This is a genomic window from Enterobacter sp. Res13-Sevr-PEC09-46 (assembly GCF_015672585.1).
In the GTDB taxonomy this organism is placed as follows: Bacteria; Pseudomonadota; Gammaproteobacteria; order Enterobacterales; family Enterobacteriaceae; genus Enterobacter; species Enterobacter hormaechei_C.
The window spans coordinates 38037-52386 of record NZ_JADABR010000033.1; the positions used below are offsets into that span (position 1 = coordinate 38037).

15 protein-coding genes are annotated in these 14350 nt (G+C 61.6%); 1 reads left to right on the forward strand and 14 read right to left on the reverse strand.

Annotated features, from left to right (window positions below; genetic code table 11):
• Positions 1–26 precede the first annotated feature (26 nt).
• The 14 genes from IMQ56_RS20165 to IMQ56_RS20230 form a co-directional block, all read right to left on the reverse strand.
• A complete protein-coding gene (locus IMQ56_RS20165) occupies positions 27–1667 on the reverse strand; it encodes a thiamine pyrophosphate-binding protein (protein ID WP_196063884.1) in 1641 nt (546 codons plus the stop codon).
• A gap of 13 nt (positions 1668–1680) precedes the next feature.
• Entirely contained in the window at positions 1681–3150 is a 1470-nt protein-coding gene (locus IMQ56_RS20170; RefSeq protein ID WP_048219514.1) for an aldehyde dehydrogenase, read from the reverse strand.
• Positions 3151–3159: 9 nt separating this feature from the next.
• A complete protein-coding gene (locus tag IMQ56_RS20175) occupies positions 3160–3930 on the reverse strand; it encodes an aspartate dehydrogenase (protein ID WP_023295404.1) in 771 nt (256 codons plus the stop codon).
• A gap of 9 nt (positions 3931–3939) precedes the next feature.
• Positions 3940–4734 (reverse strand): SDR family oxidoreductase, encoded by a 795-nt coding sequence (locus tag IMQ56_RS20180; RefSeq protein ID WP_032649463.1) that lies wholly within the window; start codon positions 4732–4734, stop codon positions 3940–3942.
• On the reverse strand, positions 4718–5488 hold the full coding sequence (locus tag IMQ56_RS20185) for an alpha/beta hydrolase (protein WP_196063885.1): 771 nt from the start codon (positions 5486–5488) through the stop codon (positions 4718–4720). Before IMQ56_RS20185 ends, IMQ56_RS20180 begins: the two co-directional genes overlap by 17 nt.
• Before the next feature lie 10 nt (positions 5489–5498).
• Positions 5499–6029 carry a cupin domain-containing protein gene (locus IMQ56_RS20190; protein WP_017382915.1) on the reverse strand — a complete coding sequence of 177 codons (531 nt, stop codon included), beginning with the start codon at positions 6027–6029 and terminating at the stop codon, positions 5499–5501.
• Between the two features lie 10 nt (positions 6030–6039).
• Complete coding sequence (locus IMQ56_RS20195; RefSeq protein ID WP_196063886.1) at positions 6040–7296, reverse strand: MFS transporter; 1257 nt, start codon at positions 7294–7296, stop codon at positions 6040–6042.
• Positions 7297–7321: 25 nt separating this feature from the next.
• Positions 7322–8509 (reverse strand): FAD-dependent oxidoreductase, encoded by a 1188-nt coding sequence (locus IMQ56_RS20200; RefSeq protein ID WP_196063887.1) that lies wholly within the window; start codon positions 8507–8509, stop codon positions 7322–7324.
• Positions 8506–9432 carry a VOC family protein gene (locus tag IMQ56_RS20205; protein WP_032649471.1) on the reverse strand — a complete coding sequence of 309 codons (927 nt, stop codon included), beginning with the start codon at positions 9430–9432 and terminating at the stop codon, positions 8506–8508. The genes IMQ56_RS20200 and IMQ56_RS20205 overlap by 4 nt, the downstream gene beginning before the upstream one ends.
• Positions 9433–9510: 78 nt before the next feature.
• Complete coding sequence (locus IMQ56_RS20210) at positions 9511–10299, reverse strand: IclR family transcriptional regulator (protein WP_003860053.1); 789 nt, start codon at positions 10297–10299, stop codon at positions 9511–9513.
• Between the two features lie 12 nt (positions 10300–10311).
• On the reverse strand, positions 10312–11061 hold the full coding sequence (locus tag IMQ56_RS20215; protein ID WP_015571829.1) for an SDR family oxidoreductase: 750 nt from the start codon (positions 11059–11061) through the stop codon (positions 10312–10314).
• Complete coding sequence (locus IMQ56_RS20220) at positions 11061–12083, reverse strand: aromatic ring-hydroxylating dioxygenase subunit alpha (RefSeq protein WP_006811913.1); 1023 nt, start codon at positions 12081–12083, stop codon at positions 11061–11063. The genes IMQ56_RS20215 and IMQ56_RS20220 overlap by 1 nt, the downstream gene beginning before the upstream one ends.
• Positions 12084–12093: 10 nt before the next feature.
• Complete coding sequence (locus tag IMQ56_RS20225) at positions 12094–12402, reverse strand: recombinase-like helix-turn-helix domain-containing protein (protein WP_017382919.1); 309 nt, start codon at positions 12400–12402, stop codon at positions 12094–12096.
• The gene (locus IMQ56_RS20230) at positions 12399–12722 is read right to left on the reverse strand and encodes a non-heme iron oxygenase ferredoxin subunit (RefSeq protein WP_003860044.1); all 324 of its coding nucleotides are present in this window, start codon (positions 12720–12722) and stop codon (positions 12399–12401) included. Before IMQ56_RS20230 ends, IMQ56_RS20225 begins: the two co-directional genes overlap by 4 nt.
• 414 nt (positions 12723–13136) lie before the next feature.
• Between IMQ56_RS20230 and IMQ56_RS20235 the strand changes: the two genes are divergently transcribed.
• Positions 13137–14348, forward strand: a complete 1212-nt coding sequence (locus IMQ56_RS20235) for an MFS transporter (protein WP_047726820.1) — start codon at positions 13137–13139, stop codon at positions 14346–14348.
• Positions 14349–14350: the final 2 nt, after the last annotated feature.

A 14350-nucleotide genomic window follows, 5' to 3' on the forward strand; every position in this document is an offset into this window, starting at 1 on the left:
GAGAGGGTTAGGATGAGGGGAAACAGCTAGTAAAGCGTCTTCTGCGGCGGCCCGGCAAACTTCAGGGCGCCAATCTGCCCCATCCGCACTTCCACTACCGACGGCCCCGGCATCGCCAGCGCCTCCGTCATCACCGCATCAAAATCCTCTGCCCGCTCAACGCTCCACGCCTGAAGGCCAATCGCCTGCGCCAGCAGGGTAAAGTCCGGCGTATGCAGCGCGTTATAATACTGACGCCCGCCGAAATACTTATCCTGAATACCGCGCATCACCCCGTAGCCGCCGTCGTTCATGACCAGCAGCGTCACGTTGGCTTTCTCCTGCGCCAGCGTCGCCAGCTCGCCTAAATTGAGGCTCAGGCCGCCGTCGCCCACCAGCCCCACCACCTTGCGCTGCGGGTTGGCAATCGCGGTGCCGATGGCCATCGGCAGCCCCATACCAATCGCCCCGGCGAGGGAGTGAATGTTCATCATCGGACCGTTAGCCCTGAACAGGCGGCTACCCCACAGGCTGCCGGACACGGTGATATCGCGCACAAGCAGGCCGTCTTTCGGCAGGGCTTTTGCTATGGCGTCGTTAAGCTTCGCATAGGCGCCGCACTGCTCGCGCAGCCCCTGCTCAGCTTGCCCGACCGCCTGCTGCACCTGCATATCCCACTGGGGACTGCCCCACTCGCGGCCCTGTACTTTTTCAGCCAGCGCGCCAAGCACCGCTGAACAATCGGCTATCAACGTGCTATCCATCAGGTAGTTACGGCTCGCCGCCGCCGGGTCGATATCGATCTGCACCCGCGGGGAAGGCAGCTCAAGCGTCCAGGATCGGGTTTCGTTGCTGCGCAGGCGAGAACCGGCCACCAGCGTAAAATCACACTGCGCAATCAGCGCCTCCACCGACGGCGAGTTGTGGAACGCGCGAAGGCTGGCGCGGTGGCTGTCCGGCAGCACGCCGCGCGCATGGGTGCTGGAAATCACGGTGATGCCCGCATCCGCCAGCGTTTTAACCGCGTCTGCGCTGCCCAGCGCCCCGCCCCCCAGCCACAGCAGCGGCTGTTTCGCCTGTTTGAGCTGCGCCCACAGCGCGTCAACCATTCCGGTATCCACGGCTGGAACCGATGCCGGTTTAACCGGTTTAGTCACCAGCGACAGCGGAATTTTGGCGCCCTGAATATCAATCGGGATTTCCACCGAGACCGGTCCGCACGGCGGGGTCTGCGCGTCCTGGATAGCTTTATGCAGAATCGCTATCGCCTGATTCGCATTGCTGATGCGGTACGCCCGTTTTGAGCTGGCCTTCAGGAAGGTCAGCTGGTCACGGGTTTCATGGATAAACCCGGTGTCGGCGTCCAGCCAGGCTTTCTCAACCTGCCCGGTTAAATGCAGCAGCGGCGTGCAGGCATTCATGGCTTCCACCAGCGCGCCTACCGCATTACCCGCCCCCGCGCCGGTGCTGGTCAGCGCCACGCCGAGGCCGGAAAAGCGCCCGTGGGCGTCGGCCATGGTGACGGAACCGGCTTCACCGCGGGAGGGCACAAAGCGGATATTGCCCCGCTGCCCAACCGCATCCGCGATCGGCAGGTTGTGAATGGAGATGACGCCGTAGATGGCCTCAACCTGATACTGCTCCAGCGTTCTGGCGATGGCGTCGCCGACGGTTATCATTTCGCTCATTGCTCACCCTTTCTCAGTCGCACCAGTGGTTGACGCTGTTACCCGTCGCCAGATAAATGCTCTTTTGTTGCATCCAGGCTTTCAGCCCCTGGATACCCTTCTCGCGGCCCAGACCGCTCTCTTTAAAGCCCCCGAACGGGGTCGAAATCGCAAAGACTTTGTAGGTGTTGATCCACACCGTGCCTGCCTCCAGCTGCTCGCTGAGACGCAGGGCGCGACCGGTATCGCGTGTCCAGATCCCCGCTGCCAGGCCGTAAACCGAGTCGTTCGCCTCGCGGATAAGCGTGGCTTCATCGGCAAACGGCATCGCCACCAGTACCGGGCCGAAGATCTCTTCCTGACAGGCGCGGGCGCTGTTGCTCAACCCTTCGATAATCGTGGGCAGGAAAAAGCTGCCGTTTGCCAGAGCGGGATCGGCGGGGATCTCGCCGCCGCACAGCACGCGGCCCCCTTCACGCTTCGCCAGTTCGACGTACTCGATCACGCTCTGGCGATGTTTTTCGCCGATCAGCGGTCCGACATGCACGCCGTCGGTAAACGGGTGTCCGACGCGCAGCCCGCGAGTTAATTCCAGCAGCCTCGCCATCAGCGGGGCGTAAATGCTCTCGTGGATAAACAGCCGCGATCCGGCGATACACGCCTGCCCCGCCGAGCTGAAAATGCCATAGCAGATCCCGCGCGCGGCCTGTTCGATATCAGCATCCTCCAGCACGATGGTCGGCGATTTGCCGCCCAGCTCCAGCGAGGCCGGGATCAGTTTTTCCGCCGCCACGTGCGCCAGATGGCGGCCCGTGGTGGTTCCACCGGTAAAGGAGATTTTGCGCACGCGAGGATGGCGCGCCAGCGCATCGCCAATCACCGAGCCTTTGCCCGGCAGCACGCTCAGCAGCCCGGCAGGCAGCCCGGCCTGTTCAAAAATCCGCGCCAGCTCCAGCGCCATCAGCGGCGTGGCTTCGGCCGGCTTGAGGATCACCGCGTTTCCGGCGGCAATCGCCGGTGCGACCTTCTGCATTTCGCTGGCAATCGGCGAGTTCCACGGCGTGATGGCCGCCACCACGCCAAGGGGCTCGTAGCGGCTCAGCGTCAGCAGATCCGGCTGGCGCGGCGTCGGAAGTTCCCCTTCCAGCAGCTCGCAGGCAGCTGCAAAGTAGCGCGCCGTTCCCGCCGCGCTCAACACCAGCCCGCGCGCTTCCGCCAGCGGCTTGCCGTTATCGCGGCTCTGCATCTGCGCCAGCGCGTCGACGCGGGATTCAATGAGATCGGCAACCTTATGCAGGATCTTCGCGCGCATATGCGGCAGGCTGTTACGCCAGGCGGGATCGCGCCAGGCGCGCTCTCCGGCGGCTACCGCCTCCTCCAGGTCATCCAGACTGGCGGCATTCAGCGTCGCGTTGATCGACCTGTCTGCCGGGAAGTGGCTCTGCATCGGGTTGCCGCCGCCGTGTCGCCACTGGCCGCCGATAAAAATCTTCAGATCGTCCATCGTCACTCCTCAGCTCAGGGCCAGCTCGCGGCAGGCGCGCACCGCGCTCAGTGCCGCCAGGGTGGAGGTTTTAGGATTAGAAGCCAGCGGCAGTCCGCTCAGCTCCAGATGAAACTCGCCGAACAATCCTTCCACGTGGAGCGTGTGGGTATTGCGTTTCGTTGCCGGGTCAACCATCAGCTGCACCCGGGTGTCGTCCATCCCGACGCCGCCGAGCGCCACGGTCGCCGCCACGTTGGCGTTCGCCGGGAACAGGCGCGCCGCCTCGCGGGCGCTGCCCTCGAAGAAAACCTTTGCCTCTGACACCGCATTCAGATCGATAAGCTGCTCGGCATAGCTGCCGCGCCAGCTGGCCGGGCTTTTGCGCGACTGATAGGTGACGCGCTCAAGGCCGCCCTCTTTCGCCGCCGCCAGCCCGTCGATACCGGCCACCGCACCGGAAAGCAGGGTCAGTTTTCCGCCCGCAGCGAGCAGACGCTGCTCCAGCGCGCTGTCCGCCAGCGCGCCGGTGGAAATGACGGCCAGATGCCAGCCGCGACGCAGGATCTCTTCCCCGTACTGGGCCACCGCCTGCTGGCTGGCGCATTCCAGCACAAGATCCGGCGTTTGTGCGCACGCCATCGGCGACGTCAGCGCCTCAACCGCATCGCCAAACTGGTCGTGAATAGCGGCATGGTGAGACGCGCGCGCCACGATCCAGCCGATAGCCACGCCGGCGGGCAGACGCTCAATCACCGCCTGCGCCATGGCGCCAAAACCAATCAACATTACCTTTTTCATGATGTGTCCTTACAGATGTCGGCAGAAGCCGCCGGAAACGTCCAGCGCCGCGCCGGTGGTAAACGAGGCCAGCGGCGAAGCGAGGAACAGCAGCGCCTGCGCGGGCTCCTGCGGCTTGCCGAGGCGCGCCATCGGAATGCCGCGCTTGCGCGCGATATCCGCCGTCCATTCCGGCCAGCTCTGGCTTTTGTCCGCCCGGTGTTCAAAGCGGCGCTGCCACTGGCCGGATTCCACCATGCCGAGCAGAATGGAATTGACGCGAATACCTTTGCCCACCAGCTCTTTCGAGAGCGTCAGCGTCATGTTCAGCAGCGCGGCACGAGCGGCAGAGGTGGCGATCATGTGCTCCTCCGGCTGTAGCGCCAGCAGGGAGTTCACGCAGGTAACAGAGGCAATGTCGGACTGCTCCAGCAGAGGCTGAAACGCCTGCACCGGGTTAATCACCCCGAACAGTTTGAGTTCGGCTTCGTGCAGCCACGCCTCGCGCGGGGTGTCATGGAAGTGCGCCACGTAGCCCTGCCCGGCGTTGTTGATCAGCATATCCGCCGCGCCAAAACGCGCCTGCACCGCATCCGCGAAGGCCTGAACTTCGTCGGCGTTCAGCACGTCGCAGCGGTAAGCGAAAATCTCCCCGTGGGGAAATTCGTTTTGCAGCGTCGCATGGGCGCTGGCGAGCCGATCCGGGTCACGGCCGCAGAAGGCGACTTTCGCCCCTTCACCCAGCAGCAGGCGCAGCGTTTCAAAGCCAATGCCGGAAGAACCGCCGGTAACGACCGCTACGCGCCCGTCAATTTGTGCATTCATCGCGCACCTCTTCGTTAATGCGTAAAAGCTGTTGGTTGAAAAACGCGTCGTTATCGAGATAGCTGGCGTGCCCGGCCTGCGGAATGGCGATAAACGGCATGCCGTAGCGCAGCGCCAGACCCTGAACCAGTTCCGGCTGGGTGATGGCATCCTGCTCGCCGCACCAGACTTCAAACGTGCCGGAGTAGCGTTTAAGCCAGCCGTGAATGTCGTCATGTGCCAGCATCCACGCGGCAGCGAGATAGCCTTCCGGGCGCAGCGCCCGCATGCCCGACGCGACGGTGGCGATATCTTCCGCGCGCGCGCCGGGGCGCAGCAGTTTCGCGGCGCGGGTCTGGGCGAGGATGTCGCCCCCCAGCGCCATCTGCTGCTCGCGGTTGCGCCAGACATGCTCCCGCTGCTCCGGCGCGGCATTGCCGTACCCCTGCGCGGCGTCGGCCAGCACCAGATGAATGACGCGATCCGGGAACTTTGCCGCAAAGGCGCTGGCCACCAGCGCCCCCAGGGAATGGCCGACCAGCACTGCCTGCCAGACACCGGCGCGATCCAGCATGGCCGCCAGCGCGTCGGCGTAATCCCCCGCGTTTGCCCGCGCTACGGCCAGCATCGGGCTTTCGCCGTAACCGGGCATGTCCCACGCCAGCACGCGAAAATCGTTCAGCGCCATCTGCTTGTGCCAGGAAGCGGCGCCGGAGCTGATCCCGTGCAGCAGCATCAGCGGAATGCCGCTTCCCTGTTCACGAAAACCCGTCATCATGCCCCCCTTAGTTCCGCTTCACTTTGGAAAGCGGATGGTCGGACGGATAGGTCGGGATTTCCGGCTTGTTGGTCCCCAGCATGACGCACATCAGCGCTTCTTCTTCGCCGTGGTTAAACAGGCCGCGATAGATGCCCGGCGGAACGGAGATCAGGTCACGCTCACGCAGCACGGTTTCTGTGTAGTTGTCGCCGTCCTGGATCATCAGCGTGATCTGCCCCTTGAGCATGAAGAACACCTCTTCCACGTCGTCGTGCAGGTGCAGCGGTCCTTCGCACTTCGACGGCAGCACCATGGTGGAGAAGGTAAAATGGTCCGCCTGCACGGTGTTGGTGTCGTTCGCCACGCCGGTTGCGCCAGTGCCGATGTAGCGCATCTGCGCCCGGCGGTATTTCGGGTCAAAATCGGCCTGGAACTTCAGCGCGTTCCAGTCGTATTTACGCCCTTCGAAGCGCGCGATGCGCGACTCGACCCACTCTTCCATCGTCAGATGGTCAGGTTTGATGCCCGTTTTGTTGGTTACGGTTGAATCAGTCATGACACTCTCCTCAGTAACGTCTCAGCAGCGGCAGTAACAGGACGCAGCCCACCGCCGCCATCACCGCCAGAAAAATCAGCCCGGAATCCATGCTGTGGGTGAAGGCGATAAGCGCGCCCATCACCGCCGGCGACAGCGCGCCCGCAAAGTTTCCCAGCCCGTTGAAGATACCGCCCGCCGTGGCGCTCACCCGGGGATGGGTGGCCTTCGCCAGCAGGGCGAAAATGTTGGGCGCGCCGGTGCCCCACATAAAGGTGCTGAAGCTCATCGCCGCGATGACGGCCAGCGGGGTATCAAGGTGCATCACCGCCGCCAGCCCGACGGCCGCCCCCGCCATGGAGATAAAGCATGCCGCCGCGCGCTTATCGACCCTGTCCGAGAGCCACGCGCCAATCACTTCCCCTGCCAGCATGGCGATGAACGGCATCGACGACAGCCAGCCCGCGTGCTCCAGATGAATGCCTTTGCCTTTGATCAGGTAGCCCGGCAGCCAGCCGTTGATGCCCCACAGATAGGTCAGGAAAGCGATGTTAAAGATGCAGATGATCCAGAAGTGCGGGCTGACGAACAGCTCACGCCGCGCCGCGCGCCGCTCGTCCCGGGACGCCTGCGAGATGCCGGGTTTTGCCTCCAGGCGGATCCCGCGCAGACCTATGCGCACAAAGATAAGCACCGGCACGGTAAGCATGGCCATCACAAAGAAAGTGCTCTGCCAGCCAAAGGTGTTCAGCAGCCAGAGGGAAAGCGGGAAACCAATCGCCGCGCCCACCGGGGTCCCCAGCAGCCACAGCATGGTGGCGCGCGCCTGCAAATGCTGGGGGAAGTTGTGACGTACGATGGCGAAGGCCAGCGGGAACAGCGGTCCTTCCGCCACGCCCAGCAGAATACGCAGGACGATCATCAGCGTGTAGTTATGGGTAAAGCCCATCGCCACCATCAGCACGCACCACACCGCCATCATCCCGGTGAGCAGGCGCAGCGGCGCGATTTTGTCGCCTAAACCGCTTAAAAACACCGATGAGAAGCCATAGCTCAGCAGGAAAGCGCTCATCAAAATGCCGAGACGCGTGGTGTCGAAATCAATGCCCATCGCCTGCTGGAAATGGGTATCCGAAAAGAGCGCCGCGATGCTGATTTTGTCGAAAAACGCCAGCAGCACGCAGGCCAGCAGCGACAGCGGGATGGCCCAGCGCACCGCTTTTTCGGGCGTGCGGGTCCCCTCACCGCTCGCCTCAACCGGCGCGGTGTTAGTCTCTAGTGTGGTCATCTCTCCCCCTACGGGTGCGGGTTAGCTATCGCAGTGACATCAGTGAAAAGGTCGGGTCGGCGAGCGGCACGTCGGACAGATCCCGCCCCGCCGCCATCCAGCGCTTCGCCAGCTTGACGGTACGCGCATCGTCGAACGCCACCAGCTGCGTCAGCCTCCCGTTGTCGTCCAGCGAGAAGTACAGCGCCTCTTCACGCACGACCGTTCTGCTGCCTGGCTGCGGAATACCGAGGATCTGAATATTGTGCTGGTATTGATCCGACCACAGCCACGGCGCGTCGTCGTAGCCTGGCGCATCCGGGTTGAGCATCGCTTTCGCCGTCGCCACCGCCTGATTCTGGGCGAAGGCCCAGGACTGGATGCACAAGCCGTAGTGATGGTGCTGGGCGACATCTCCTGCGGCAAAGATGAATGGATCCGAGGTGCGTCCCTGGGCATCCACCACGATCCCGCGCCCGGTTTTCAGCCCCGCATCGCGCGCCAGCTCCAGATTGAGATCGACGCCGATCCCAACCACGACCGCATCAAAGGTTTCACGCTGGCCGTCGCAGTGGATGACCGGCAGGCCGCCGTCGTCCTCCAGCTCCAGCGCACCGCAGCCGGTACGGATCTCCACCCCCTGCTCGCGGTGGATGGCCTCCAGGCGCTGCGACACCTCGCCGCTCACCGAGCGCATGCAGAGCGCGGGCTGCTGCTCGAACAGGGTGACCGCCACGCCGCTTTTCCGCGCCGAGGCAGCAATCTCCAGTCCGATCCAGCCGCCGCCGACGATCGCCAGTTTTTTACTTTCCGCCAGACGACTTTTCAGGCGCTGCGCGTCCTGCCAGTGGCGCAGGGTATAGACCTGCGGATGGCTGGCCCACGCCTGCGAAGGCAGGCGCGCCCGACCGCCGGTAGCGATTAAAAGGATGTTGTAACTAAGCCGCTCGCCGTTGCTAAGAACGACTTTTTTCTCATCGCGATCGACAGATTCAGCGCGCAGCGGCCGGTACCAGGCCAGGTTCAGCGCCTGCTGCACCTCGTCGGTAAACAGCCTTGGGAGCGCCGCGTTCGGCTCCAGCAAAGACGCTTTCGACAGCGGCGGGCGCTCGTAGAAATCCCATTCTTCTTCCGCTACCACGCAAATCTCGCCGTCGAAACCCTCATCGCGCAGGGTTTTCGCCGCCCAGCCGCCCGCCTGACCGCCGCCGATAATGACAATGCGCGATGTCATACCGCCTCCGGCTTTTTCTGCTGACGGCGCGTGTCGTGGTCAATCCCGCCTTCCACCGCCCACTCGGTAAAGGAGACCAGCGAATGCTCCAGCTCGCGCGGCTGCCAGTTTTCCGTCAGATAATCATCGTTGGTGTAATACTCAAACGCCCCGCCGGTCGGGCTGTTGACGTACCAGAAGTACGCCGACGACACCGGATGACGGCCCGGCCCGATAAAGGTGCTCCAGTCATGTTTATTCATCGCGATACCGCCGCCGATCACCTCGTGGATGTCGCGCACGGTGAAGGCCACGTGGTTGAGGCCGCGCTTGCGGTTCGGCAGTTGCAGCAGGAACAGGTTGTGATGGCCGCCGCGCACGCCGCAGCGCAGGAACACGGCGCGGTTGATATAGCGGTCCGAGACCTGGAAGCCGAGCACCTCGCGGTAGAATTTCTCCACTGCCGCCAGCTCTTCCACGAAGAACACCACATGCCCCACGTTGATCGGCTGGGCGCGATCGTAAACCGGGCTGGGGGTGTCGATACGGCGGGCATCGCCCCACTGGTTAATCGGCTCGACGTTCAGCTCCACGTCAGTTTGCTGGGTCACCTGCACGCGCAGCGTCATGCCGTTCGGGTCCAGGAACTCCAGCGCGTCGCCCACTTCACGAAAACCTGGCTGTTGCGCCAGCTTCGGGCGCAGCGCGTCCAGATCAGACTGGCTGGCAACCGCCCAGGTCATGCGGCGCAGGGTGTTGCCCGCTTCAAACGCGGGCGGCAGGTCGGGGCTGTCGATCGGGTTAAGCTCCACGCGCGCGCCGCTCAGGGTGGTGAAACGCTGGCCGCTGGCATCGCCCGTCAGGCCAAAATCACGCATAAATTTGGCGCAGTGCGTCAGGTCTTCCACACCAAATTCCAGCTTTTCAATTCCGGTTACACTCATCGTTCGTTGCCTCATCTGGCCCAGATTGGGCGTAAAACATGCCCGACGCAGTCAAGCGCCTGACGTTAACTCACTGATTTAACTGGCCTGTGACAAATACCCTAAGAAGCCAGAAATTTTATCCGCCGCGAGGCGAACCTCGTTTTGCAGGCGCTCGCGGTCGCTCTGCGGGATCTCCTCCGACGGCACCAGAATGCTGACCACCGCCGCCACGCGGCCGCTTCGGTCATACACCGGGTAGACGATGGAGGAGATGCCGTGGCGGAAGAAGGATTCGCCGATGACATACCCGCGGGCTTTGTCCTGCTGCACCATCTGCCACAGGGCTTCACGGTCGTGAAGCTGCCCCGGCGTGTTGCCCGGCAGACGCTCATGCGGGAACAGCTGTTCGAAATCAGCGCGGGAAATATCGGTCAATAGCATGCGGCCCAGCGAGGTGCAGTGCACCGGCAGACGGGTACCAATACTGACCTGGTTGATGCGCGACCCGGCGGCGCTGACGCGGGCGATGTAGATAATGTCGCGCCCGTCGCGGATCGCCAGATGGCTGCTGCACTGGCTCACGTCGCGCAATTGCTCGATCACCGGCTGGCCGACCTGCGCCACGTCCAGCGAGGCGATGTACTCAAAGCCAAGACGCAGCACGTTCATGCCCAGCGAAAAGGTATTGGTGCGCGTGTTGCGCTCCAGAAATCCCATGTACTCCAGCGTCTGGACCACGCGATAGGCGGTAGCCTTTGGCATATCCACCAGCCGGTGCAGTTCGGCAAAGGTCAGATCGCGATGCTGTTCGCCAAAGGCCAACAGCAGCTGTAAACCGCGCTCCAGCCCCGGCACCAGATACTTCACTTCCTGATCGTTTGCCATCATCGCCCTACCTTAGTTAAAGACAAAACCGCCGTTGACCGGGATCAGCTGTCCGGTGATAAACCGCGACAGATCGCTTAACAGCCAGACCACGCTGCCGGTGACGTCTTCCGGCTGCTGTGCCCCGGTTAACGCGCGTCCGTTTTCGTAGAGCTGATGCCGTTCGGCGGGGACATATTCCGTCGCCTCGACGCGGGTTAGCCCTGGTGCGATGGCGTTGATACGGATACGTTTTTCCCCCAGCTCGCGCGCCATTGAGCGGGTCATGGCAATCACGGCCCCTTTACTGGCGACGTAGGCCATCAGGCGCGGCGCGCCCCACAGCGCGGTGTCGGACGCCACGTTCACAATGCCTGCCCCTTCGCGCAGCAGCGGCACGGCGGCGCGCGTCACCAGCCAGGTGCCTTTGACATTGACGCTCATCACCCGATCCCAGAGATCCGGATCGTAATCAAGCATGTTTTTGCCGCCGACGCCCGTCGCCATCGCCGCGTTGTTCACCAGGCCGTCAATCTGCCCCTGCTCGCCAATGGCGCTGAACACCTGGTCGATGGAGTGCTGATCGGCCAGATCAATAACGTGCGATTCGATCGCATAGCCCTGCTCGCGCAGCCGGTGGGCGCTCTCGGCCAGCTCGCCTTTGAGGATGTCGCACATCACCACCGCCGCGCCCTGCTCCGCGCAGGCCTGGGCAAAGTGGTAGCCCAGCCCGCGCGCGGCACCGGTCACCACGATGCGCTTGCCGCTCAGCAGCCCCTTCATCAGGCGGCTCCCTGCTGTGCTTCACGCATCGCCAGCTGCTCTTTGGCGGCTTTTTGCATCATGCGGCGCAGGCGCGAGAGGCCAACGTCGTGTTGATACAGGTATTCATGATCGCGCGCGTTTGGCGCCAGGCTCTCCAGCACCACGCGGTCCTGCTCCAGCACTTCCCAGTGCAGTTTTTCCAGCCGGTTGCGGTACATGAAGCGCCACATATCGCGCTGCCAGCCCTGTACGCGGCGGATGCGCCAGAAGAAGACGCGGCAGTTGTCGTTATCTTCCGGCACCACCATGCCGACGATAAAGAAGTGGCCGCCCGGTCCGAAGCGCTTCTTGTACGGAATGGAGAGGCGCATCCAGCAGGTGCCGCTGTTGCCCAGCTCCACCCAGTCAAAATTGACGCCGCTCTGCCCTTTTTTCTCGAAAATAAAGCCGGTTTTGGTCGGCTGGAGCACCATGTCGGCCTTGCGATCCCCTTCCGCCATCGAGTGCGACGAGGAGTGCAGATAGGTGCCGTGCATCGGGTCCATCACGTTTTCCAGCGCGTACTGGTAATTACATTTCCACGCGGCGGTGCAGAGGAAGTTGCTGAAGTTTTCCGTGTCGGCGAGTTCATCCGGGAAGGTCAGTTCGTCCGGCTGCTGGTCCGCGGTGACGCCAAACCACAGGAAGATGGCGCCGTGCGCCTCCTGCACGTTATAGCTGCGCACGCACTGCTGGCCGACCAGCGGACATTTATCCACGGCGGGCACGTCTTTCACCTCGCCGTTGCCCGCCACCTCTACGCCGTGATACCAGCAGGCAATGCGGTCCCCGAGGTTCCAGCCCATCGACAGGCGCGCACCGCGATGCGGACAGCGGTCCTCCAGCGCCTGAACCTGTCCATCTTTATTGCGCCAGACCACAATCTGCTCGCCCAGGCGGGTGATGCCCACCGGCGCAGACTGCACTTCCCAGCTCGCCAGCACCGGATACCAGAGGCCGCGCAGGCCTTTATCAAGATAGTTTTGTACGGTCGTCGTCATCGCGTTGCCCTCAGTAGCCGTTAACCTGTAAGAATGCCTGGAAGCTGGCGTCGCTCCACGGCTCGCCCTGCTGGTCGTGCATACGCACCGCGTTCAGCCCGCTTACCAGCTCCGGCAAGGTTTCAACGCCCTGCTCGAAGAGATCTTCCAGCGTCGCAATCAGCTTCACTTCCCAGCTTTCCGGCTCGCGGCTGCGGGTTTGCCAGATCAGGTTGGTGTAATCGCCTGGCTTATGAATGGCACCGTTACCGCCCTCTGCCGGTGGGGTAAACTGGCGGCTTTCCGGCAACGCCGGGTTGTAGTTCAGGGTGTCGCTCATGCCACGGTCTCCTCGACGAAGGTAATCTGGATTTGATTTTCAAAGACCCGAACCGGGTAGCGGTTGAGGTTGCGACCACCGGGGCCGTGCAGGCACTGGCCAGTTTTGACGTCGAACACCGCCTCGTGCAGCGGGCATTCCACCTTGCCGTCTTCCACGAAGCCCTGACTCAGCAGGGCATAGGCGTGCGGGCATACGTCCTCCAGCGCGTAATATTCACCGTCGATCAGGTAAACGCCGATCTCTTTACCGTCGACGTTGCCGCTAAAAGGGAAATCTTCCTGTACTTGTTCTGCGTCACATACGCCTATCCAGCTCATCACGATCCTCCAGGCTTTTGTTTCATATATGAAACTCTGTTTCTTATTTAATACGGTCAATATAAAAGCGATGAATGTTTCGTCAAGCGACAATGTGACGAATTTGTTAATCAAACAGGTATTAATTAACTAAGTGTGCAAAGGATCACGAAAAAATGCAGCGATATGAAATTTTCATTATCGCGGCGTGATAAATACGATTTATTAATGCCCTCGACATTTCAATAAAAGATATTGACTTCTTTTCTTTTTGTTCCTTAAAAATAAAGTAACGTCACATCTTCGGCGTTTCACCTGTGAAACAAAAAATTTATTTACTCTTAATAAACAATGAGTTTCACCAGTGAACCATTTTAGATCCGTGACAATCACTTTGATAAAAATATAAATAGATGAAAACGTAAGGCGGGCATGATGACGGCAAGATGGCAAGGTACAATTGCACTGTTATTACTCATTATTATTTCCTACGTCGATCGGGTAAATATCTCGGTAATGATTTTAAACCCGGAATTTGCCGAACATTTTCAGTTAAATGAAAACAGAATGTTACAGGGCCTGCTCATGACCTGCTTTCTTCTGGGTTATGGATTTTCCGCTTTATTATTAACGCCGGTTATTGAAAGCAAACTTCATTATCGGCAGGGATTATTAAGCAGCATTGCGATTTGGGCCGCGGTCTGCGCGGCTTCACCTTTGCTCGGCTCGCTGACGGGAATGCTCATCGCTCGCGTGATTCTGGGGATCGCGGAGGGACCGCTTTTTTCACTGAAAACGCGCTTTATCAGCGATAACTTTAGCGCGCAAGAGATCGGCAAACCCAACGCCGTGACCGCGCTGGGCGTCTCGCTCGGGCTGGCCGTGGGCTTTCCGCTGGTGACCTGGCTGATGTCGCATCTGGGCTGGGCCGGATCGTTTTATGCACTGGCGGCAATCAACCTTCTCCTCGGCGGCGGCTTAATCTGGCGTTTTCTGCCCGCGCCGCGCAAGCTCCCGACCGCGAAAAAACCGGGATTTGTCCACACCTTCACGCTGGCCTGGCAGACGCCGCTGCTGGGCTGGATCATGGTGGTTGAAATCGCCACCCTGAGCTATCTCTGGGGGAGCAGCGCCTGGTTACCCGCGTGGCTGCGTGACGAGCATCACTTCTCGCTGCATGCCACGGGCTGGCTTGCGGCGATCCCCTTCCTGCTCAGCCTGGGGTCAAAGTTTCTGGGTGGCGTGCTGCTCGACAAAATGCGTCCGGAACAGGCACCGGTGCTGTTTGTGGTGGGCGGGGCGATGACGGCGCTGTCCGTGGTCGCGCTGATGCTCAGCCATCAGCCTGCCTGGCTGGCGCTGTTTATGCTTTCGGCTAACGTCTTCTGGGGGCTACAGGGAGCGGCTATTCCGGCGGTGATCCAGCATCACGCCGCGCGGGAAGCGGTGGGCAGCGCTTACGGCATAATCAATGGGATCGGCAATATCTGCGCGGCGTTTATTCCGCTGCTGATGGGGATGGTGATGAGATCGGTGGGGTCGGTCAGTTCAGGCTTTTCGGTGCTGGTCGTCTCGCAGGTTGTCACCCTGCTTGCCGGGGGAATGTTGCTGCTGCGCATGCGGCGCGCAGCAGCAATCAGCGCGTAAGG